At 38.6% G+C, this 21,550-nt stretch carries 21 protein-coding genes; 8 read left to right on the top strand and 13 right to left on the bottom strand.

Features of this window, described 5'->3' with window-relative positions:
* Position 1: 1 nt before the first annotated feature.
* Positions 2-1,192, bottom strand: a complete 1,191-nt coding sequence (locus B3C94_RS19485; protein ID WP_293906805.1) for an MFS transporter — start codon at positions 1,190-1,192, stop codon at positions 2-4.
* 6 nt (positions 1,193-1,198) lie between these two features.
* On the bottom strand, positions 1,199-1,840 hold the full coding sequence (locus B3C94_RS19480) for a YceH family protein (RefSeq protein WP_293906803.1): 642 nt from the start codon (positions 1,838-1,840) through the stop codon (positions 1,199-1,201).
* 137 nt (positions 1,841-1,977) lie between these two features.
* Between B3C94_RS19480 and B3C94_RS19475 the strand changes: the two genes are divergently transcribed.
* Genes B3C94_RS19475 through B3C94_RS19465 form a run of 3 tightly spaced genes read left to right on the top strand, consistent with a single transcriptional unit; the run spans position 1,978 to position 5,071 of the window.
* A complete protein-coding gene (locus B3C94_RS19475; protein ID WP_286767144.1) occupies positions 1,978-2,904 on the top strand; it encodes a histone deacetylase family protein in 927 nt (308 codons plus the stop codon).
* 9 nt (positions 2,905-2,913) lie between these two features.
* On the top strand, positions 2,914-3,972 hold the full coding sequence (locus B3C94_RS19470) for a nucleoid-associated protein (protein WP_293906799.1): 1,059 nt from the start codon (positions 2,914-2,916) through the stop codon (positions 3,970-3,972).
* 19 nt (positions 3,973-3,991) lie between these two features.
* Positions 3,992-5,071 carry a DUF3810 domain-containing protein gene (locus tag B3C94_RS19465; RefSeq protein ID WP_293906797.1) on the top strand — a complete coding sequence of 360 codons (1,080 nt, stop codon included), beginning with the start codon at positions 3,992-3,994 and terminating at the stop codon, positions 5,069-5,071.
* 71 nt (positions 5,072-5,142) lie between these two features.
* Here B3C94_RS19465 and B3C94_RS19460 read toward each other — a convergent pair whose 3' ends face one another.
* Together B3C94_RS19460 and lpxB are read right to left on the bottom strand one after the other, a co-directional pair.
* On the bottom strand, positions 5,143-5,778 hold the full coding sequence (locus tag B3C94_RS19460) for a hypothetical protein (protein WP_293906795.1): 636 nt from the start codon (positions 5,776-5,778) through the stop codon (positions 5,143-5,145).
* 54 nt (positions 5,779-5,832) lie between these two features.
* Positions 5,833-6,948, bottom strand: a complete 1,116-nt coding sequence (gene lpxB / locus B3C94_RS19455; RefSeq protein WP_293906793.1) for a lipid-A-disaccharide synthase — start codon at positions 6,946-6,948, stop codon at positions 5,833-5,835.
* A gap of 232 nt (positions 6,949-7,180) precedes the next feature.
* Here lpxB and B3C94_RS19450 point away from each other — a divergent pair, with 232 nt between their 5' ends.
* Positions 7,181-7,486, top strand: coding sequence for an FtsB family cell division protein (locus tag B3C94_RS19450; protein WP_286801294.1), 306 nt, complete (start codon positions 7,181-7,183; stop codon positions 7,484-7,486).
* A gap of 86 nt (positions 7,487-7,572) precedes the next feature.
* On the opposite strand, the gene B3C94_RS19445 is transcribed toward B3C94_RS19450, so the two are convergent.
* Positions 7,573-8,283: a DUF4397 domain-containing protein gene (locus tag B3C94_RS19445; protein WP_293906790.1), complete on the bottom strand. Its 711-nt coding sequence runs from the start codon at positions 8,281-8,283 to the stop codon at positions 7,573-7,575.
* Positions 8,284-8,596: 313 nt separating this feature from the next.
* On the opposite strand from B3C94_RS19445, the gene B3C94_RS19440 reads away from it, so the two are divergent.
* Positions 8,597-8,962: a YkvA family protein gene (locus tag B3C94_RS19440; protein ID WP_293906788.1), complete on the top strand. Its 366-nt coding sequence runs from the start codon at positions 8,597-8,599 to the stop codon at positions 8,960-8,962.
* A gap of 58 nt (positions 8,963-9,020) precedes the next feature.
* Here the strand turns inward: B3C94_RS19440 and purH are convergent, their stop codons facing one another.
* From purH to B3C94_RS19410, 6 genes are all read right to left on the bottom strand, one after another.
* Positions 9,021-10,547 (bottom strand): bifunctional phosphoribosylaminoimidazolecarboxamide formyltransferase/IMP cyclohydrolase, encoded by a 1,527-nt coding sequence (purH, locus tag B3C94_RS19435; protein WP_293906786.1) that lies wholly within the window; start codon positions 10,545-10,547, stop codon positions 9,021-9,023.
* Positions 10,548-10,669: 122 nt separating this feature from the next.
* Complete coding sequence (locus B3C94_RS19430) at positions 10,670-11,308, bottom strand: uridine kinase family protein (RefSeq protein WP_293906784.1); 639 nt, start codon at positions 11,306-11,308, stop codon at positions 10,670-10,672.
* Positions 11,309-11,340: 32 nt separating this feature from the next.
* A complete protein-coding gene (locus B3C94_RS19425) occupies positions 11,341-12,264 on the bottom strand; it encodes a LysM peptidoglycan-binding domain-containing protein (protein ID WP_293906782.1) in 924 nt (307 codons plus the stop codon).
* 11 nt (positions 12,265-12,275) lie between these two features.
* The gene (locus tag B3C94_RS19420) at positions 12,276-13,031 is read right to left on the bottom strand and encodes a hypothetical protein (protein WP_293906780.1); all 756 of its coding nucleotides are present in this window, start codon (positions 13,029-13,031) and stop codon (positions 12,276-12,278) included.
* A 150-nt stretch (positions 13,032-13,181) separates the two neighbouring features.
* Entirely contained in the window at positions 13,182-14,774 is a 1,593-nt protein-coding gene (locus tag B3C94_RS19415; RefSeq protein WP_293906778.1) for a hypothetical protein, read from the bottom strand.
* 70 nt (positions 14,775-14,844) lie between these two features.
* A complete protein-coding gene (locus B3C94_RS19410) occupies positions 14,845-16,035 on the bottom strand; it encodes a hypothetical protein (RefSeq protein WP_293906776.1) in 1,191 nt (396 codons plus the stop codon).
* Between the two features lie 178 nt (positions 16,036-16,213).
* On the opposite strand from B3C94_RS19410, the gene proS reads away from it, so the two are divergent.
* From proS to agaR, 3 genes are all read left to right on the top strand, one after another.
* On the top strand, positions 16,214-17,686 hold the full coding sequence (gene proS / locus B3C94_RS19405; RefSeq protein WP_286801277.1) for a proline--tRNA ligase: 1,473 nt from the start codon (positions 16,214-16,216) through the stop codon (positions 17,684-17,686).
* 12 nt (positions 17,687-17,698) lie between these two features.
* Positions 17,699-18,487, top strand: coding sequence for a GDP-L-fucose synthase (locus B3C94_RS19400; RefSeq protein ID WP_293906774.1), 789 nt, complete (start codon positions 17,699-17,701; stop codon positions 18,485-18,487).
* A 220-nt stretch (positions 18,488-18,707) separates the two neighbouring features.
* Complete coding sequence (gene agaR, locus B3C94_RS19395) at positions 18,708-19,469, top strand: transcriptional repressor AgaR (RefSeq protein WP_286801275.1); 762 nt, start codon at positions 18,708-18,710, stop codon at positions 19,467-19,469.
* 33 nt (positions 19,470-19,502) lie between these two features.
* Here agaR and B3C94_RS19390 read toward each other — a convergent pair whose 3' ends face one another.
* Both B3C94_RS19390 and B3C94_RS19385 read right to left on the bottom strand, forming a co-directional pair.
* On the bottom strand, positions 19,503-20,573 hold the full coding sequence (locus tag B3C94_RS19390) for an agmatine deiminase family protein (RefSeq protein WP_293906771.1): 1,071 nt from the start codon (positions 20,571-20,573) through the stop codon (positions 19,503-19,505).
* A gap of 89 nt (positions 20,574-20,662) precedes the next feature.
* Positions 20,663-21,538 carry a carbon-nitrogen hydrolase gene (locus tag B3C94_RS19385; protein ID WP_293906769.1) on the bottom strand — a complete coding sequence of 292 codons (876 nt, stop codon included), beginning with the start codon at positions 21,536-21,538 and terminating at the stop codon, positions 20,663-20,665.
* Positions 21,539-21,550 lie beyond the last annotated feature (12 nt).

The raw sequence follows: 21,550 nt of genomic DNA, 5'->3' as shown, positions 1-21,550 counted from the left end.
ATCAGTTTTTTCTTAATTTATAATCAAATAATAGATGAGCCAACAAGGCCAACAGCGTATAACATGTGCCTACGAAAATAACACCGGGCCATTGGAAGTGTTGCCATGCTTGTGCAGCAAAAAAAGTGCCTGTTGATCCACCAATAAAATAGCTGACCATATATACGGTATTTAGTCGGTTGTTGGCCCCGAGGTTTAGCGCATAGAAATCGCTTTGATTCAGGATATGCATCGACTGTAGGCCAAGATCGATGAGAATAACACCAAGGATCAGGCCCCAATAGTAATTGCCGAAGAGGGCGAATAATAGCCAGCTAAGCAGCATCAATAGAATAGCGTATAAGATAATTCTGGCTTTACCGATATATATGGTCAATCTGTTTACAAAAGCGGCTGCAAGCGCACCGCAGGCCCCCACAAGTCCAAATGCTCCGGCGGTTGCTGGCCCATCGAAGAAAGGAGGGCCTTCCAGGTGGAATACAAGTGTCGTAAAAAAAGCAGAGAAAGCCCCAAATCCCATGGCACCACGAAATGCTGCCAACTGTAATACAGGTTGTTTCCTGGCAAAGTTCCAGACTGATCGCATCAATTCGCGATAAGAACCTTTGAAATTAGGCAGTACCTCTGGTAGCTTGAATGCGATGGTGATGGCTGTAATGACCATAATTGCTGACGCTATCCAATACATTTCGCGCCATCCGAAGTAGGAGCCAATAAACCCGCTTACAACTCTAGAGAGTAATATACCGATCAGCAGACCCGACATAACCATACCTATCGCTGAAGCCTGCTTTTCTTTGCTTGCAAGTTCGGCTGCCATGGGCACAAAAACCTGTGGAATAACAGATGTGAAACCTATCAGAAAGCTGAATAGCAATATGGATAGGATAGAAGTGGACATGGCCATGCCTACCAAAGAAAAAATAATGAAAAAGAAATCGATCAAGATCATTTTCTTTCTTTTAAACATATCCCCTAAAGGAACGATTAGTAACAGGCCAAAGGCATATCCGATCTGCGTTAACATGGCCGAATTACTGACCATAGCCTCGTCAATATGTAGGTCTTTGGCAATCAAGCCCAATAGTGGTTGATTGTAATAATTATTGGCGACAACTAAGCCTGTGGCGATGGTCATCAGCCATAGGGTTGCTTTGGGTATTTCGTTTTTGGAATCTATTGTTTGCGACATGAGCAATTAATGTAATTCATCCCAGAGATCCTGAAATTGCTGTTTCAAAGTTGTAACTTCCTGTTCCAATTGTCCAATTCGATCGAGTAAGATCTGGTCGTTCGAGGAGCTGCTCACTGGACCACTATTTTCATAGGCCTCCAGATTGATTTCTCCTAATAAATGGATGTAGCGGACTTCTTTATGGCCCATTTGTTTAGGTAAGGACTTAAGATAGCCTTCTTGTGCCAATTTTTCCAATTGTTCATTTATTTCCCTCAATGACTCAAATTCATAAAGCCGACCCGAATTCGAATTGATTTCGCCCGCAGTCATTGGTCCTCTGAGAAGCAATAAACAGATAATGGCTAATTCAGACGGGATGAGTGGAAATTGGATAGCAAAATTGTGTTTATACTTGGTCACACGAGATCCACCACCAACAACTGTCGATATTAATCCCTTTTTCTTCAATAAGTCTAAAGTAGAGACAATATCTTCTTCGTTATATTGTACAACCGGTTTGCGGGAAGTTTTTTGGTTGCAAGCAGCTTGTAAGCTGTTGATCGTCATCGGATAATATTCTGGGGTTACTTTTGATTTTTCGATTAGTGAGCCTAGCACACGTTGTTCCATGGCAGACAATTGGGGCAAATTAGTTGTTTCCATTTATTTTCAAGAATATAAATTTATGATCGAATGCAAGTATGCTGTTATGGCAACATAACATTGGCTTGCCGGATTGTTCCTTCTCAAAGATGCCCTTTTTCTCCTATAACTCCAAAAGATCTTTTTCTTATCTTCGCATGAGTAATATTAGATTTAAGGTGCTTAAGATAGCTTTTCGTTCAGAATTTGTTCACCCTGTCAAAGAGGGGCATCGTTTTCCGATGCTGAAATACGAGTTGATTCCTTTACAGTTAAAACATGAGGGGATGGCGGACGAGTCTAATTTTTTCAGTCCTGAACTTGCGAGCTTTGAATCATGTTGCCTGGTGCATGATCCAGTCTATGTCAAACAGCTATTTGATTTGACCCTAGATACTAAAATGATCCGAAGAATAGGTTTTCCGTTGAGCCAAAGTCTTGTTGATCGGGAACGTTATATTTTGGAAGGAGCAATTCAAAGTGCTAAATATGCCCTTGAGTATGGTGTTGCTTTTAGCATCGCCGGGGGGACGCATCATGCAGGTTATGATTTTGGCGAAGGCTTCTGTTTGATGAATGATCAAGCTACTGCAGCGGGCTATTTGCTGAAGCACAGATACGCTAGCCGCATCCTCATCATAGACCTTGATGTGCATCAAGGAAATGGTACTGCCCATATTTTTGAGGGGCATAAACAGGTATTTACTTTTTCTATGCATGGCGAGAAAAATTATCCATTTGTAAAACAGCGTTCTTATCTGGATATTGGCTTAGCAGATAACATTCGGGATCAGGAATATCTGGTATTATTGGAAGATAGTTTATCCGATTTGTTTAGGCGGATTGAACCAGATTTTGTTTTTTACCAGGCCGGTGTGGATATATTGAAAACAGATAAACTGGGGAAATTAGGTTTAAGTCCCGAGACCTGCAGCCGACGGGATGAATTGGTCTTTCAGATGTGCCATGGATACAATATTCCGGTTCAGGTGAGTATGGGGGGAGGGTATTCTCCCGAAATTAAAGATATTGTCAATGCACATTGTCAGACTTTTAAAATAGCAATAGATTTATATAATTTATAAGATAAGAATATGTTTTTTCACCAAGATGCGACGTTCGAAGCATTGTCTGTTCATCGTGTGGGCAATAAGGCACAAGATGAATTTTATATTTTGTCAGATGCACCTGTTTCTCTTGAAGGAGATGAAGTGTTACCTGGATTGTTGATGCAGTATTTTATGAGTCCTTTTGCGAAGGTGAATGAGGTATACCGCCTATATCATCCTAATGAAGAGTTGGAGCTCAATGAAGTTTTTTATTTTGTAAGACAATATTTTAGAGAGCAGCTTCCATTTCACGATTTCTCACAACAGATTTCAAAACACCTTTATGAAGTATCTAGCCATCCAAAAATAAAGGGGGGCGAGGTGTATATTGTTGCCTTAAAGAATGTTCAGATAGAAGGAGAGGAACATGATGCCATTGGTATATTCAAATCCGAAAATAAGGAGACCTATCTGAAAGTGTATCCGGAACAAGGAGCTTTTATGCTGGAATATGAGCAGGAGGCGATCAATATCAATAAACTGGACAAAGGCTGTATTATTATCAATGTAGAAGAAGAAGAAGGTTATAAGGTGCTGGTTCTCGATCAGACAAATCGTCAACAGGAGGCGGTGTATTGGAAGGATGAATTTTTACAACTACGCGTCCGGAATGACAATTTCAACCAGACAGGTAATTATCTAAAAGTGTATAAAAACTTTGTTCAGGAAAAATTAGACGAAACATTTGAATTGGAGAAAGCGGACAAGATTGATCTGATGAACAAATCCATGAATTACTTTAAGGAAAAGGAAACTTTTGTCCAGGAAGAGTTTGAGGAGGAAGTATTGGGCAACCCGCAGGCGATTGCTTTATTTCAGGACTTTAAAGCTGGTTTTGAAGATGAATTTGACTCTCCATTTCAGGCAAGTTTTGAAATAGCAGATAAAGCGGTAAAAAAAATGGAATCTTCTTACAAGTCTGTTTTAAAGCTGGATAAGAATTTTCATATCTATGTTCATGGTAAACGTGAATATCTTGAGAAAGGTTATGATGAGGATAAGGGTATGAACTACTATAAGCTTTATTTTGAGAACGAAAGTTAACCGTTTTATATTTTATTGAATGGAAAAGCGCGATAAAATAGCTGTTTTCACTGCTGTATTACTTCTAATTGGGATTTTTCTTATTTCTTTGATCGAGAAAAATAGCCAGTGGATTGAGGCATTTTACGCGCGCGGTTTTTATCGCCTTTATGGATATGTGCCAAGAATTGTTTTTGGTTATATTCCTTTTAGTATAGGTGATCTATTTTATGCGGCAGTTGTTATATTTTTATTCTATTTGGCTGTCAAGTTGATCGGAAATTTATTGAAAGGAAGATGGAAAAATTCCTTTCGCTCGCTTTTGTTTATCATCAATCTGATATTAGGGCTCTATTTTTTCTTTTACCTCTCATGGGGTTTGAATTATTACCGTAAACCAATTAGTACAAATGTACAATTGCAAGTTGATAGCTTAAAGCTGGCCGACTATCTTGTCGTATTGAATAGATTTCTGGATAGTACAAATAGTTTACGGGAAACTGTGGATCCATCGCAGTGGGAAGAGCATAAAGATTCAATTCAAGAGGACTTGAATAAATGGGTAGGACAGGATACGACTTTCGGAGATTTCCTGTCAAGCGGGCACATCGGAGCAAAATCTCCGCTAAATAGTAGAATAGTTTCTCTTTTTGGGGTTTCAGGCTATTTTAATCCATTTACACACGAATCACAGGTTAATACTGTAATGCCTGTAACCTTTATCCCCTTTACAACGGTACACGAACTTGCACACCAGCAAGGGATTGGTTTTGAAGATGAGGCAAATTTTATTGCTTTTGTGCGCTTAGAGCAACATCCCCAAGCTTTTTATCGATACTCAGCTTATCTACAGACGACGCTTTATATGCTACGTGAACTTCAGAACATGTATCCTGATTTAGGAAAAGATTATAAGAGAAGATTAAGTGTGAAAGTATTGAACGATATGGAAAAAGAAAGGTATTTCTGGAGTCAGTATACGGGTTGGGTTGACGATGTGATGGGAATATTTTATAATCAGTACCTGAAACACAACAATCAACAGGAAGGCATCGCGCGATATGATCGGATGACTCGATTAGTATTGGCCTACGAACTTAAAAGAAGAGGATGTAGGTAATAAAATATAGAAATGATAAAAAAGCCGTACTATAGAAGAATAATACGGCTTTTTATGATTTAACAATATTCTTATTGCGTTGAAATAAGTTCAAATGTTCCTTCAGTTCCAGGGCTTCCAGAATAAATCTGTCCCTGAGGCAAGCCTCTCAATCCGGTGGGAGCGGTTTTAATCCGATCATAGATGTTTCTCAAGTCTGTGTTTGCATTGACGGCTCGACCGCCTGCTGCTACATCACCATAAATATAATTAGTAGCTTTCTTATTTGTTGTTTGCGGTTTTATACTTCCGTCAATTAAATTGACTTTGACTTTTCCCCCATTTCCATTCGGAAAGGTTTTGGTCCCATTGAAAGCGTCATCTCCTTTTGCAATGATATAAAGGGAACCCAATTTTTGGAAATTAGCATTGATGTCAAAGTTGGCACCATTATTCTTTCCATCGGTCCCATAAATCGTTGCTTTATTTCCAATTTCAGCATAACCAATGGTTAGTTTTACATTTTTCTTGCCGTAGAAAGATAGGGCAGAATTATCTTTCATGATCAAGGTATCAATATGCATAACAACCGTAGAGTCCCTGCTATCGATATTTTTTTTTGCCTTTTTGCCAATTTCCAGTTTAGAAATATGTTGTGTTTCTTGTGCTTTTCCTGTTAAGGCCATTGCAAAGCAAAGAAAAAAGCCTAGAATAATTTTAGATTTCATAAAGCTTTAATTAATTGTGACTACTAGTGTTTGACAAATTAAAGGCAAAAGAGTTTAAATTTTAGCGAGATATTTTACGATCAATTTGGCCGTTTTTTCCGAAGCACCAGGAGAACCTAGCTTTTCTGCCAGAATATCATAGTTTTCCATCACACTTGCTCTATGCTCTTTATTATTAATCAGTTCTCCTACTTCATAGGAAATATCGTATGCAGTACAATCCTCCTGAATCAATTCCCTCACTGAGAGGAAATTATTAATTAGATTCACTAATGAGATAAATTTGACCTTGATGACTATTTTTGCTATCCATACCGATATTGGATTGGCTTTATAGACAACAACCTGAGGTACTTTGAGTATGCCTGTTTCAAGTGTGGCCGTTCCACTTGTAACGACAGCTGCATCTGCGTTATTGAGAATATCGTAGGTTTGATCAAAGATTACTGGAATATCAATACCTTTAAAGAACTGCTTGTAATAGGTTTCTTCAAAATTTGGGGCGCCTGCAATTACAAATTGATGGACGGGAAAGAAAAAGGGGAGTTCTGCCATGATTGGAAGGAGGCTTGCAATTTCCATCTCCCGGCTCCCTGGTAAAAGTGCGATAAGCGGTTTTTCTGAAAAGCCGTGCTGCTCTCTAAATTTTGGATTGAAATTATAGTTTGAAATTGCATCTAATAGTGGGTTGCCCACGTAATCAACCGGCATGCGCCACTTTTTGTAAAAGTCGACCTCAAAAGGAAGAATACAAAACATATGGTCGACGATACGTTTGATTTTCTTTACACGTCCCTGGTTCCAAGCCCACACTTTAGGGGAAATATAATAGCATGTTTTGATTCCATGCTTTTTTGCAAAATCAGCAATTTTCAGATTAAAACCAGGGAAATCTATCAGAATAACAGCGTCCGGTTTTTCTTTTAGCAGATCATTTTTGACAAGTTTGAGATTCTTTGATATCTTATGCAGGTTTTTCAAAACTTCGATAAAGCCCATAAAAGCCATTTCTGAAGTGTGTATCAGCGCTTTTTTCCCAGTCTCTGCTTGCATAAGATTTCCTCCAACGATTTGGAAAGTCGCATGAGGGTCTTCAATTTTTAACGCTTTAATAAGATTGGCACCGTGTAGGTCCCCTGAAGTTTCACCTGCAATAAGATAGTATTTCATATGTCAATGATTTATTCTTTAATGATCATATGGAATATCCTTTTTATCGTTAAAACTCCGTTTAGTCTCACGAACGGATATTTCATTGAAATGATCGTTTTTGAACTGTTAAAGATAAGATTATTCTATGTATATGATGACTTTGAACATATTATTCCATATCTTTAATTAAAGAAGTTCAACTTTTGAAGAAAATATCCTAAGTATAAAAGCTAAATAGTATTTTTGTCTTATGCAACGATTGTGGTCTTTAATAAGAAATAAGTATTTGTTAGCCGCTTTGGCTTTTCTCGTGTGGATGTTATTTTTTGATCGAAATGACTTTGCCACGCAGTATAGCTATCAAAAGCAAAAAGCAAATTTAGAGAGTGAGCGATCTTTCTATCTGAAGGAAAATGCGGCGATCATCAAAACAATTAATGATATTCGATCAAATCCGCAGGAAGTACAGCGTATTGCGCGTGAGAAGTATAAGATGAAAAAGGATAATGAGGATATTTATGTTATTTCTAAAGTGGCACCTAAAGAAAATCCTTAATATTACGGTATAGACTAAAAATAAAACAGCGGCCATCATGTTTACATGACGGCCGCTGTTATAAAAAGTATATAGATATGGGTATTTTAATTTGCAGCTTGAGCGACTAAACCAATGTATAACGGCTTCTTCTCATCATTTGCTTTCCCGATGAGTATCAACGAATAATAATAACCTTCTGCCAATTTAATATCGCTACGTGTTGCAATGGTCTTGCCTGCTTTATCACGAGCTGTGACAGTGAATGTACCACTCTTTTGAGCGATAAATCCCTCGTGAGCACTTGCCGAATTCTGAGTTTCCTTTGCTCTATTTGTCCATTCTGAAGGAGAAGTCTGATCGCCTATTTTTAAGCTAACCATATCTGTACCTTCAGCAAAATTAAAGAAGCGTAAACCGGTCTCCGTATTTTTAATATCCTTATTAATTCTATCCGTAGTGATTACTTGTATGGGTTTGGTTTTAGTTCCAAATAAAAAGGATGTATATATGGTGCTATCTTTGATTGTAACCGTTGTATCTGTTAAGACGCTGTTATATTCGGCAGAAATTGCTATTTTACGTGCTCCCGTAAATAAGCCTACTTGTGCATAACTTTTGAATCCCAATGGATAATTGGGGTTTTGAAGTGCTCCTCCGTCTGCGTAATAAATAACTGCATTAGCATCGCTATAGCCGTTAACCATCGTAAATAATGCACCAGGAATTGGTTGATCATCATTATCTTTTAGGCAGCTTGTTAGAAAGAAAGCAGCTAATGCAATAGCAATAAAATTAAAAAATCTATAGTTTTTCATAACCGTGTAATATTAAAATCTATTTTTTTGTGTGAAACACATTGCGCTTGTGTTGTCTATTATACGGAGATAAGATACACTTTGCTACAGCGATCTGTAAAAATAATAAAAATTATGTTTGGTCTTTGTTGTTTCTTCCGGTCAAATTCTAATAATTCAATTATAAATGCAAATAGGTGCTACCTGAATGGCTGTACATATTGATCAATTGACCGCTTAGAAATGCCCCTTTAGCGGGCGACGTAAATTTTAGTATAGCGCTGCTTGAATCTAGGGATTTGGATTGTTAAATTAGTAATACTAATTTTGAAATATGAACAATAGAATCAAAAGAATTGCGAAAGGTATGTTTGAGCAGTTCAGACACCGTAAGATTACGGAGTCCGAGTTTGTGCAAGCAGAGGCAAAAGCTAGGAATCTAGGGGGCTACATGGATGATTTCAATGTATTGATTGCGATGTGCAAGGATACAATTACAGGAAAGTATAAAATGGATAAATGGAACCTATCGATTATTATCGGAACGATTGTATATGTTGTTTCTCCGATCGATGCAATTCCTGATTTTATTCTGGTAGGTGGATGGATTGATGATGTGGCTATTGTTGGATATGCAATTCGCAAACTCAGTACTGAGATGGAACAGTATAAGCGCTCCAAATATGTCTGTGAAAACTAGATAAATAGAAAAAGCTACTTTTTAAAGGTAGCTTTTTTTATAAATTGTTGGAATCTGCTTAATGTTTAAAGTGTCTAACACCTGTCGTCACCATGGAAATTCCTTTTTCGTTAGCCATGTCTATTGATAGCTGATCTTTAATTGAACCACCAGGTTGTAACACGGTTGCTATTCCAGCTTCCGAAGCGATCTCCACACAATCAGGGAATGGGAAGAAGGCATCTGATGCCATTGCACCGCCTTTTAGGTCGAAACCAAAAGAGACCGCTTTTTCAATAGCTTGTTTTAATGCGTCGACACGGGAAGTCTGGCCAACTCCTGATGCTAATAAAGTGCCATTTTTAGCAAATACAATTGTATTTGACTTGGTGTGTTTTACAATTTTATTTGCAAAATAAAGATCCCGCAGCTGCTCCGCAGTAGGCTCTACTGTCGTTACAGTAACCATTTGCTCAGGGCCTTCAATCGTATTGTCTTTGTCTTGAAGTATAACGCCGTTCAATAAAGTTTTGAACTGTTGTCCCGGTAATGTAACGTCTTTACGAACCAAAATAATTCTATTTTTCTTTGCCGTAAGGATAGCGATCGCTTCTTCTGAATAAGAAGGGGCAATTAATACCTCGAAGAATAATTTATTAATTTCTTCAGCTGTTGCAGCATCAACTTGACCGTTCGTAATCAAAACTCCACCGAAAGCTGAAACAGGATCACATGCTAAAGCATCTAACCAAGCTTGTTTGATTGTTGTTCGAGAGGCAACTCCACAAGCATTTGTGTGCTTTAAAATCGCGAATGTAGGTTCTGTGAACTCATCAATCAAAGCAACGGCAGCATCAACATCAACCAAGTTGTTGTATGATAGTTCTTTACCGTTTAATTTGTCAAACATTTTGTCCAAATCGCCGAAGAAAACTCCTTTTTGATGCGGATTTTCACCATAACGTAACGCTTGTGCTTTTTGCTCAGATTGTTTAAATACCTGAAGTGGATTTTCTTGATTGAAATAGTTAAAGATTGCTGTATCGTAGTGTGAAGACGTATTGAATGCACGTTTAGCAAATTCTTTTCGTTGCTCCAATGAAGTGTTACCTTCCTGGTTTGCTAATATTTCTTCCAACGCTTTGTAATCATTTTTGGAAGAGATAATAACGACATCGTTAAAGTTTTTAGCGGCTGCGCGTATCAATGAAATTCCACCGATATCTATTTTTTCGATTATATCTTGCTCGGCTGCACCGGAAGCAACAGTTTCTTCAAATGGGTACAAATCCACAATAACCAAATCGATCTCGGGTATTTCATACTGGGCTAGCTGCTGTTGATCAGATTCTAGTGGGCGGCGCGCCAGAATTCCTCCAAATACCTTTGGATGCAAGGTTTTTACACGACCTCCTAAAATAGAAGGGTAGCTGGTGAGGTCTTCAACTGGAACAACATCTATACCTAAATCTTTGATAAATGTTTCTGTTCCACCAGTGGAATAGAAAGTAACACCGTATTTGTTTAATAATTCAACTAAAGGAGCGAGGCCGTCTTTATAATAGACTGAAACCAATGCATTTTTAATCTTTACAGGATGGTTCATTATGATGGATTTGTTTCGTGGCGCAAAGATAGGTATTTAAAATCTTGATACCAATAAATCAAGTACTTTAAATAGAAAGGAGAATCTGTTTATGAGATTCTCCTTTTTAAATTGTTTTAATTTTATACCAAATTGAGCTTTAATTTGAGCTCTTCAGAAATTTGGTTGGTGATATCCCAGATTGGTTCTGGTTCATCGGTATTGTTAAATATGACCTGATCACAAGTATCTTGATAGGGAAGTAGGAATTCGTTGTAGGATGGTAGTACATGGTTTATCCATTTGTACATGACATCATCTTCAAAGTAGCCCCGTTCAACTAGATCGCGGTGTAGACGTCTTCTTAATGCGATATCCTGATCAGCGCTTAAAAATATCTTATGATTGATTAAATTATTAATTTCCGTATAATAGAAAATGAATAGGCCCTCAATAATTAAAATGGGTGCCGGTTTAATCTCTAGTATTTTGGGTGTTAATGAAGGGTTGTTAAATGTATACTCTTCTTTATATATTGTCTCACCGTTAAAGAGGGCCTTGATATCTTTATAAAAAGCATCTCTGTCGATTGATGTCGGAATATCGAAGTTATAGAGCCTATTTTCCTCCTGAGTTTTGGTATTGGCAGGGATGTAATAATCATCTTGGGAAATTAAGGTTACCTCGTTGGGCTTAAAATGTTTTAAAAAACTATTTAAAAAAAAAGTCTTTCCAGAGCCACTACTTCCGGCAATTCCTATGACATACGGTTTGTTATTCATTCTTACTATGCTATAAAAGCTATTTTATTCTGTTAATTTTCTAGAGGTAATCCATACGCAATTTCAACTTGAAAGCGTTTGTCAAGCGCTCCAATACTTGCTGCAGCAGATTTTGATAACACCACAATTGCATTTTGGTTTTCAGCATTATCATTGAATTTACCGACCACTTTTGCATAAGTAACACTTTTTGTCATTGGGTTGGTAATTTTTAGAATAGTGCCTACAGGAGCACTCTTATGGAGTGCAAGGTTGCTAGTACCCTGAGATGAAAGTCCATCTATCCACACACCGATTCCTCGTTCGGATTTTTCGCGTATTCCGTAGCGATTTGTTGAAATTTGATTTTCTTCTTTATCATCATCGTCGGTAGAATCTGGCGTTACAATCTCGATTCCTTTAGGTTCAACCAATTTTGGTCTTTCTGGAGGAAGGGGCTGATTTGGAATCATAAGCTTCATTCCGCCACTAATAATGTTATTTTTTAAATTGTTCGCTTTTTTGATATCTTCAACAGAAATACTAAATCTTTTCGATATGGCATAAAGCGTCTCTTTCTCACCAACAATATATTCAGTGAAACCCTCCTGCTGTTGTGGATTACGAGAATTCGGCATTGCTTTATTGACGTGGTCATTGGTAATGGCAGATTTCGCTTTTCGACCTGTCGGAATCTTAACAATTTGACCAAGATTTAATGTTCCATTGCCGTTTATTTGGGTCAACTGGCCTACCGTTGTTTTATATTTTTTACTTAACTGGTAATAATTATCTCCTTTTTCAATTTTGAAGAGAACATATTCTTCCCCATTGACGGCTTCAGTTCCAACTGAATCAGGGATAAAATTGGTCCGTAAAGAAGCTGAACTTTTTGCTTCAACTTGTTGAATAGCTAATATCGCGATGGATAGAATAGCTATCTTTTTATATGTCTTTAATTCGAATAAAACTTTCATATATTTTGCAATTATACTAAATACGAAACAAACTCCCGTTTATTATCTGTCAAAAGGAATATTTGTTCGTGAATAAGAAAATAGATGTTGAAGAACTTTAGTTTCAGTTTGGAAACCGCAAGAGTAGTTGCTGTCATTCTTTCTTTTGTGGATTGCACTAACCTGATTTGATAACAATTATCTTTGTCTTTTTCATAGAAAACCCAAATAAAGTGGTCATTCACCCGATTTATCCAGATTTCGCCATCAATTGGAAAGTCCTTCAAAAAGAGGGGTATTTCACCATTGTAGATAATAGGATAGACGAGCGCGCTGGCTGAAGGTTTAAAGAGAGTTTCACTTTTGCTTTCAATCGACATTGATTGGAGATTCAAAAATAATTGGAAGCCTTCTGCTATTATTTTGGGTCTAATGAGTAGTCCTTGGTCAACCATATTGATAAAAGTGTAGTTGAACCAGGTTTCTTGCTGCTGAGGATCGTAACAGTCGATTACTTGTATGCCTGCATCAATTGGCGAATTATGTGCAATCTTCTTTAGTATTAATTTTTCACATTGGATCCCGCCTAATACCCATTCTTTGGCAATTGCTTTGAAGTTCCTTAAAACGTAAGTTCCTTCAAAAGTAATCACATTAAAATAGGGAAGGGTATCATCTGGATTTCTTGTCTCCACAGCAATCAATTTATTCTTCGCATCGATCTCAATCCGCCAAATCGGGTATGTAAAAATGAAATTGAATGCTTTTGAAATTGTGTGATTCGCCATGTAATTTTCCATCCGAGGGGACAAACTTAGATAAAGTTGCTTTTATATACAAGTATAATTACTGGTAAACTAATTTTATCCTGTTCAATGCTGCTTGAGTTCAAAAAAAAATCCAGACAGAGCTGGACTTTTTTCAAACTAAAATATATTCTAAAATTTTGAACCTATTGTTAGTAAAACATTAGTCCGTTGATTTTTAATGTCTGCTGCCGGACTAGCATTGCCCCAGTAGTTCTCGTTAATCAAATATGGACTTTCTTTGTAATTGACCGCATTATAAGCTCCTGTCAAGTCAATATACATACCGCGTCCAAGTTTAGCACCAATACCCAAAGATGCTGTATAATTTGTATAGTCTGCATTTTTATAAGGGTTGCCGCTGTAATTAAAACCAGCCCTTCCGCTGAATACATTATCAAATAATACTTCACCACCAATTCGCGCATTAAATGCACCTTGGTAAGTATCTTTGATATTTTGATTCATGTTCTTTTCCAAAGTTTTACTGTAATTGCCAACATCTTTAAAACGCATGGCGGCATAATCTACCCACTCAACATCGGCGGTTATTAATCCCTTTGAAAAAACTTGACTAGCACCTACAGACAATTTATAGGGTGTATTCATATTGTATTCCAAGTAACTGTGTCCTGCGTCATCACTGGTTCTGTATTCCTTAAATGACTTGTCTTCATTCGGTCTGAAGTAGCGGAATTCGGAATTACTATATGATTCATCTCTGATGCTCATAAATGTTGGTGACTTAGCCGTGAATCCCATGCTAAAAGTTGGCGTAAACTTGTAGATGACCCCAAGTTTAAAATCTACACCAGTACCATCCGTAGCTTGCGCATAATCATCATATAATTCATAATCTTTATCCAACATGGCATACTTTTGAGCATTGGTTGGTTTTAAAAATTCTGAATCTTTGTTGATCGCTTTTAATTGGTCTGCCGTCATTGTTTGACCATATTCTGTAAACCAGCTGGAATTGTCGTAACTAAATGCAGTGAAACCCAAAGAAGCTCCTAGATATAATTTGTTACTATAATTAGCTCCAAACGACAATACGGATTCGGATTTACTGCCTTTTTCTAAGATGGAATTTACTTGATTAAAGCCATTCTTGCCGTCGAAAGTCCCACCAACAGTAATCGGGATATACGCTCCAGCATTTTTAGGATCTACGTCGAATAATAAAGAGTTATTATAGACTTCCTGGCCCCAGCCCTGTATTCCTCCAACGTCTGAAAGGCGGTCGGAGTAAGCGTCAGAGATCGAACTTGTGTTATTTACTCCTCGATATTCTAGCAGATTATTATAGACATAATTGCGATTATAAGCAATACCGACATTGAAATTTAACCAGCCTTTATCTAAGTTGCCTCCGTTGCGGTAAGTTGGCAAGTGAAAAACAATTCCAGCATTATCCAAGTTGAAATTATTCTTACTGCTATTTGAATTTTGGCCAAAATAGTCGGTTTTATTTTTATTGTTAAGGTATCTGGCTGTTACCGATACGTCAGACTGATTGAAGTAGCCCAAGCCGGCGGGGTTACTCGTAATCGAACTAATATCTCCACCTAATGCGGTAGAAGCGTTTCCCATGGCTTTAAAACGAGCTGTTCCACCATTGTCCCCTTGGGAAAATAAAAGTACATCTTTCGTATATTGCGCTTGAGTAGTCCCTGCTGCACCTAAAACGAATGCAGTTCCAAAAAGTAATTTTTTGATTGTCATATGCTGAAATGTCGTCAATAATAATCAGTAGCATACAAAATATTGTATGCTACTGTTCAAATGCTTTTAACTATCGAGTACGTCCTCCACTTGATCTTGAGCTACCGCCTCCGGAGAAACCTCCACCCGAAGATCTCGAGCTACCACCGCCAGAGAAACCACCACTAGAAGAGCGGGATGAACCACTATCATAGCTTCTTGTTGGAGGCGTATAGGTTGGTCTTGACGTCGAGCTTGGGTTGCTAGAACGTGTTTCCATCGAACGGCTCATCGGACGAGATACCTCGCCAGAGCTTGTGCGTGACCGCGTGCCATTATTATAGTAGCCACCCGTACTACGTGTGCTATTCGGGTAGGAACCGTTTACTCGCTCGGATGTTCTTGAACGCGTACCGTCTGAATAACCCCTGTTTGATATGCCATCGGAAGTTCTTGTTCTTCCTCCTGTTCTATCGTATGAAGAACTACGCGATGAAACTGAACCATCCGTATTTCTCGATCTGCCAGCTACAGATGTGATTCTTCCTCTCGAATCACGCGCTACGCCAGTGCGATCATATCCGCCGGAATTTCGGGCAACGCCGTTACGGTTATACCCGCCTGAAGTCCGGGTTCTTGATGATGAACTGCGCGTATTATAGTTATCTCTGTATACAGATCTACTTGAAGCGTAACGAGGTCTCGAATTGCCCCAATAACCACCACCCCAGTATCCATTTCCGTACCAGCCTGATCCCCAGTAGCCACCGCCATACCAGCCACCCCAAGGTCTATAGCCTCCATACCAAGGAGATCCCCAGCCCCAGCTAGATCCCCAACCCCATCCAAGGCCGATCGACCACGATGATCCCCAACCAGAGTTCCATCCCCAGCCCATTCCAAATGATGGTCCGTATCCGTACCAACCACCGAAGCCATAGCCATACCATGGGTCAAAAAATGGGTCGAAATAGGTCATCCCTGGAGTTGCGTAATAAAAACGGTTGATACGATTAGCGTATTCGAGATCTTCATAGGAATCACTGTTGTAATCCTGATCGGAATATTCATCATCATAATAACCACCTTGTGCCTGTCCATTTGGTTGGGCCTGATCTGCATCCGTGTAATAATAATCTGGGCTTTGGTAAACCTTTTGTCTCGCTTGCCCACTATTGCCATAGACATCGTCGCCATAGATTTGCCTACTCGTACCGCAGGAACCCAGCATGAACGCTCCTGTTATGGCAAGTGCTCCGATAAATAATCTATTTTTTTTCATAATATCCTAAATCGTTATTTTCGATTATACAGCCTTATTTACTATCTTAGACGCAAATTTCTCGACGGGGTTTAATCGAAGTAATCAAAAATACAAATATTTTTTATTGAACGCTTTTCGTATTAGAATTGCAGACGAGATTTAACGTAAGAATGTTACAATAATTTATCAATTTCATATGAGTAAAGGAATAACAAGTCGTGCAGAAGATTATTCGCAATGGTATAATGAGCTTGTGATCAAAGCTGATCTCGCTGAAAATTCAGCTGTACGAGGCTGTATGGTGATTAAACCATACGGATACGCTATCTGGGAAAGAATGCAAGCAATCTTAGACAAAAGATTTAAAGAAACAGGTCATAGCAATGCTTATTTCCCTTTATTCATTCCCAAGTCGTTTTTTTCTAAAGAAGCAGCCCATGTGGAAGGTTTTGCTACTGAATGTGCAGTGGTAACACATTATAGATTAAAAAATGATGGCACAGGTAAGATTGTTGTGGATGAGGAGGCGAAGCTCGAAGAAGAGTTGATTGTACGTCCGACTTCCGAAACGATTATATGGAATACCTACCGCGGATGGATTGAGTCTTATCGTGATCTCCCAATTTTGGTGAACCAATGGGCGAACGTAGTACGCTGGGAAATGCGTACGCGCCTTTTCTTGCGTACAGCGGAATTTTTATGGCAGGAAGGACACACAGCTCATGCAACAAAAGAGGAAGCTATCGCTGAAACAGAACGCATGCTGGATGTCTATGCGGAGTTTGCGGAGAATATTTTAGCTGTACCCGTTGTTCGTGGTAGAAAAACCGAAAACGAACGTTTTGCAGGCGCCTTGGATACTTATTGTATTGAAGCATTGATGCAAGATGGAAAAGCATTACAAGCAGGAACCTCTCATTTTCTTGGCCAAAACTTTGCAAAGGCGTTTGACGTGAAATTTACGTCTAAAGAAGGAAAATTGGAGCATGTTTGGGCAACTTCTTGGGGTGTTTCTACGCGTTTGATGGGTGCATTGATTATGGCACACTCGGACGATCAGGGATTGGTATTGCCACCAAAATTGGCACCAATTCAAGTTGTTATCGTTCCGATTTTTAAGACGGAAGAAGAAAAAGCACAGATTGATGGGTTTGTGAATCAGTTGACAAATGAGTTGAAGATAAAAGATATTTCTGTAAAATATGACGATCGGGATACACAGCGTCCTGGTTTTAAATTTGCAGAATGGGAATTAAAAGGTGTCCCTGTACGTGTAGCTGTTGGCGCAAGAGATATGCAAAACGGTACTGTAGAGTTGGCGCGTCGCGATACACAAACGAAAGAAACTGTTGCTCAGGAAGGTTTAGCGGGTACTATTGCACAGCTGCTAGATACAATACAGGAAAATATATACCAAAAGGCTTTAAACTTCAGAACATCTCATTTTACGGAGGTTAATTCTTATGATGAGTTTAAAGAAGTGTTGGAAGGAAAAGGTGGGTTTATCTCTTGTCACTGGGATGGAACAACAGAAACAGAAAAACGTGTCAAAGAAGAAACCAAGGCAACGATTCGTTGTATTCCTTTGGACGCGAAAGAAGAGGAAGGTATCTGTATCTTTACTGGAAAACCTTCGAATAGACGCGTACTTTTTGCTAAAGCTTATTAATAGTTTCGTCGTATGAAGATACTCATTTTGGGATGCGGTTGGCTCGCAGAGTCTTTTGCGATACACATGAAGCGTCAAGGCCATGAGGTTTGGGCAAGTACGACAACATATGAAAAATACCATCGGCTTAAAGCTGATGGTATTTTTTCGTTTATCCTAGACTTTGATTGTGAAAGCTTTCCAGAAAAGGCCGATTTACCTGATCAATTTGACTTCGTATTGAACAGTATACCCGCAAGTCAGAAAAATAGTTTAACGGTTATTGAAAACAGATTTTCAAACATCAAATTATTTTTTGGTCATATTACATGGAGAAAACAGGTTTTCTTGAGTTCTATTGGGATCTATCCAGACAAAGATGCTGTATTTGATGAGTCCTATGTTGATACAGCAGAGCTTTCGTCAAAACTCTTCCTCGCGGAGAAGTGTATGTTGGGATTGGCTCATACCATTGTTTATCGTTTAGGAGGTCTATTTGGTAAAAATCGTGTTTTTGCCAAATATTTTTCCGAACGTATATGCACGACAGGGGAGCAGCCAGCCAATTTTGTTCATATCGACGATGCGGTCAAGCTAATAGAGGAGGCATCTTGCCATTTGCTAAGACATGCTATTTATAATGTTGTTGCACCCTTACATCCAAAGAAAATGGATGTTATTCTAGCCTCGGCAAAAAAATATGGCTATGCTTTGCCGCTAGCATTCGAAGCCACGGATGCCGTTCAAAAAATCGTTAGCGGAAAATTACTTCAAGAGGAATTGGAATATCAGTTTATCTTACCGGATCCTTTGCAATTTTGATTTATTTCTATTTGAAAAGAAAAATGAATTTGTGATTATCAAGGTGAAAAAATTAAATAATTTCATTATTTTAACCTTAATTCTACTGAGGGAAATTTAAGTAGAATGTCATATTTGTTGAAATTTATCGATATCGAAGGATATTTTCCAGATATCGACATATTCCTTTAAACAAACCGATAATAGATTTAGTATTTTAACAGCTTATTATAATAGAGCCATGACAAATGTAGAGAGACATCAATATATCTTAAAACAATTAAAGGAAGTCGGCGTAGTTCAAGTAATTGATCTATGTGAGGAATTGGGTGTTTCCTCCGTGACCATTCGGAAAGATTTGACCTTGTTGGAAGATAGCGGATTGTTGTTTAGAACGCATGGCGGGGCAACACAGTATAATCCTTATACGACTGACCGTACCGTATTCGAAAAAGAGAAGCTTCGTTCGGACGATAAGAGTAGAATAGGTAAAAAGGCCGCTGAAATGATCGAAGAAAATGATTCAATTATTATTGCTTCAGGGACAACCATGCAGTCGCTGGCGAAGCAGATTGTTCCTAAAGGGAATATTACCGTAGTAACATCTGCATTGAATGTCGCTATGGAATTAATAAAATATCCTTCGGTTGAAATCATGCAGATGGGAGGGACACTTCGTAAAACGTCTACATCTGTAACTGGAAAATATGCGGAAAATTTATTGCAGGATTTTTATTGCAGTAAATTGTTTTTGGGGGTAGATGGGATTGATCTGGAATACGGCGTATCAACGTCTAGTGCTCAGGAAGCACAATTAAATCGCATTATGATTGATACAGCGCAAAAAGTTGTTGTACTGGCAGACTCTTCTAAATTTGGACGTCGAAGTTTCGGACGAATTTGTGGTTTTGATAAAATTGATGTGCTAATTACAGACGATAAAGTAAATTCAAGCTTTGTTGAATCGTTGGAAAAAGCTGGGGTCAATGTTATTGTTGTATAAAAAAAGCTGTCCAGTTAAGGACAGCTTTTCTAGTTAAGCTGGTTCTTGCTGACTTAAACAATGAAAACTTCCTAATCCCCAAATAATATCAACCGAATTGATACCGACGACTTTGCGAGTCGGGAAACAGCTTTGGATGATATCTAGCGCTCTTTGGTCATTTTTGTCATTGAAGATCGGTACAACCACGACTTCGTTTGCAATATAGAAGTTTGCATATGAAGCAGGTAATCTGGTGTCGTCATAGATAACCGGTGCCGGCATTGGAAGTTCAATAATACGAAGTGATTCGCCATTTAAAAGCTTGAATGAACGAAGTGTTTCTAGATTTTCTTGAAGTATTTCATAGTTTTCGTCTGTCGGATCTTCTTCCACGACAGTTAAAACCGTTGTTTCGTTAACAAAACGAGTAATGTCATCAATATGCCCATCTGTATCATCGCCAACGATACCATCTCCTAGCCATAGCACTTGCTCCTGTCCGTAAAATTCTTTTAAATAAGTCTCTACTTGTTCCTTTGTTAGGTGCGGATTTCGGTTTTCATTCATTAGACAGGCTGTCGTAGTCATAATAGTTCCTGCGCCATTGAATTCAACTGAACCACCCTCCATGACGATATCCGGGGTAAATAAAGGAAGGTTAAATTCTTTGGCAATGCGTGTCGGAACGACATCGTCTAAATCGAAAGGCGGATATTTCCCGCCCCATGCGTTATAGCCCCAATCGACAACTGCTTTTTGATTTGTTGTCTGGTTGATGATAAAAGCCGGGCCGTGATCCCTGCACCAAGCATCGTTGGTCGGATTAAAATAGAACTCAATATTGCTAAAATCTGCTGTTACTTTTTTTAATGCTTCAATCGCAAAATCTCGCATTTCTTCATTCGCAACGTTAATTCTTACTTTCTGCCCAGCTGCTACGACTTTAATAAATTCGCAATAAGGTTTGTATATAGTTTCGATTTTCCCTGGCCAAGATTCCTCTTTATGTGGCCAGCTTAACCATAAAGCCTCTTGCTTTGCCCATTCTGCGGGAAATGAGAATCCCTGTTTTTTGGGGGAATTGTCAAAATATGCCTGTGTGAATGTCTTTTTTTGTGCCATACTTATTTTAAGGGGATTAAAAAAGCCATTTCAGTTCGTATCTGCACGGCTATGTGCGTTCGAAACCGAAATGGCTTGCATATCCAATATTAATCTTCGTCAATAAAACGCTTGGTGATCGGTGCGTATGTTTCAATTCTTCGGTCTCTCAAAAATGGCCAATGTTTTCTGAAATAATCAGATTCATTCAAGTCCAGTTCGACAACCTCAATTTCCTCTTTGTCATGTGAAGCGAGGTAAAGCAATTTTCCCTGTCCGTTCGTTACGAAGCTTCCGCCCCAGAACTTCATTGCACCATTTTGTTCAAATCCTACGCGGTTAACGGATACAACAGGAACACCATTAGCGACTGCATGTGAGCGTTGTATTGTTTGCCATGCGTTATATTGATCTTTGTTGGTCTCCTCATCTTGGTCTGTTGCCCATCCAATGGCAGTCGGGTAGAATAAGATTTCTGCACCCATCAACGCAGTGATTCGAGATGCTTCAGGATACCATTGATCCCAGCAGATTAATATACCTACTTTTCCAAATTTTGTTTTGAATACTTTGTAGCCTAAATCCCCTGGTGTAAAATAGAATTTTTCATAAAACGCAGGATCATCGGGAATATGCATTTTGCGATACTTCCCTAGATAGGAACCATCAGCATCTAATACAGCGGTTGTGTTATGGTACAGTCCTTCAGCTCTCTTTTCAAATAATGAAGCGATAATGACGACTCCTGCTTCTTTGGCAACAGCTGATAGTGCATCGGTCGATGGCCCAGGGATAGATTCAGCCAATGCGAAATTGTCATAATCTTCTACATCGCAGAAATATAAAGAGGTAAATAGTTCTTGCAGACACACAATTTGCGCACCTTTTGCAGCGGCTTCTTTTACTTTAGCGATAGCTTTTTCGAGATTCTCTTGTTTGCTTGCGGTACAGCTCATCTGTACAACTCCAACTTTTACTTTGCTCATTCTTTAATGCTT

The organism is Sphingobacterium sp. UBA5670 (assembly GCF_002420705.1).
In the GTDB taxonomy this organism is placed as follows: domain Bacteria; phylum Bacteroidota; class Bacteroidia; order Sphingobacteriales; family Sphingobacteriaceae; genus Sphingobacterium.
Note: the sequence above shows the minus strand (reverse complement) of the source record. Positions and strands in the feature narration are given on the sequence as shown.

Excerpts from the sequence above, each read along its gene's own strand:
- B3C94_RS19410 (WP_293906776.1), bottom strand. The coding sequence starts at position 16,035 with ATGAAAAAAAATAGATTATTTATCGGAGCACTTGCCATAACAGGAGCG.
- B3C94_RS19470 (WP_293906799.1), top strand. The coding sequence starts at position 2,914 with ATGTTTTTTCACCAAGATGCGACGTTCGAAGCATTGTCTGTTCATCGT.
- agaR (WP_286801275.1), top strand. The coding sequence starts at position 18,708 with ATGACAAATGTAGAGAGACATCAATATATCTTAAAACAATTAAAGGAA.
- B3C94_RS19485 (WP_293906805.1), bottom strand. The coding sequence starts at position 1,192 with ATGTCGCAAACAATAGATTCCAAAAACGAAATACCCAAAGCAACCCTA.
- B3C94_RS19475 (WP_286767144.1), top strand. The coding sequence starts at position 1,978 with ATGAGTAATATTAGATTTAAGGTGCTTAAGATAGCTTTTCGTTCAGAA.
- purH (WP_293906786.1), bottom strand. The coding sequence starts at position 10,547 with ATGAACCATCCTGTAAAGATTAAAAATGCATTGGTTTCAGTCTATTAT.
- B3C94_RS19445 (WP_293906790.1), bottom strand. The coding sequence starts at position 8,283 with ATGAAAAACTATAGATTTTTTAATTTTATTGCTATTGCATTAGCTGCT.
- B3C94_RS19415 (WP_293906778.1), bottom strand. The coding sequence starts at position 14,774 with ATGACAATCAAAAAATTACTTTTTGGAACTGCATTCGTTTTAGGTGCA.
- B3C94_RS19480 (WP_293906803.1), bottom strand. The coding sequence starts at position 1,840 with ATGGAAACAACTAATTTGCCCCAATTGTCTGCCATGGAACAACGTGTG.
- B3C94_RS19420 (WP_293906780.1), bottom strand. The coding sequence starts at position 13,031 with ATGGCGAATCACACAATTTCAAAAGCATTCAATTTCATTTTTACATAC.
- B3C94_RS19460 (WP_293906795.1), bottom strand. The coding sequence starts at position 5,778 with ATGAAATCTAAAATTATTCTAGGCTTTTTTCTTTGCTTTGCAATGGCC.
- B3C94_RS19385 (WP_293906769.1), bottom strand. The coding sequence starts at position 21,538 with ATGAGCAAAGTAAAAGTTGGAGTTGTACAGATGAGCTGTACCGCAAGC.
- B3C94_RS19425 (WP_293906782.1), bottom strand. The coding sequence starts at position 12,264 with ATGAAAGTTTTATTCGAATTAAAGACATATAAAAAGATAGCTATTCTA.
- B3C94_RS19440 (WP_293906788.1), top strand. The coding sequence starts at position 8,597 with ATGAACAATAGAATCAAAAGAATTGCGAAAGGTATGTTTGAGCAGTTC.
- proS (WP_286801277.1), top strand. The coding sequence starts at position 16,214 with ATGAGTAAAGGAATAACAAGTCGTGCAGAAGATTATTCGCAATGGTAT.
- B3C94_RS19465 (WP_293906797.1), top strand. The coding sequence starts at position 3,992 with ATGGAAAAGCGCGATAAAATAGCTGTTTTCACTGCTGTATTACTTCTA.
- B3C94_RS19430 (WP_293906784.1), bottom strand. The coding sequence starts at position 11,308 with ATGAATAACAAACCGTATGTCATAGGAATTGCCGGAAGTAGTGGCTCT.
- lpxB (WP_293906793.1), bottom strand. The coding sequence starts at position 6,948 with ATGAAATACTATCTTATTGCAGGTGAAACTTCAGGGGACCTACACGGT.
- B3C94_RS19450 (WP_286801294.1), top strand. The coding sequence starts at position 7,181 with ATGCAACGATTGTGGTCTTTAATAAGAAATAAGTATTTGTTAGCCGCT.
- B3C94_RS19400 (WP_293906774.1), top strand. The coding sequence starts at position 17,699 with ATGAAGATACTCATTTTGGGATGCGGTTGGCTCGCAGAGTCTTTTGCG.
- B3C94_RS19390 (WP_293906771.1), bottom strand. The coding sequence starts at position 20,573 with ATGGCACAAAAAAAGACATTCACACAGGCATATTTTGACAATTCCCCC.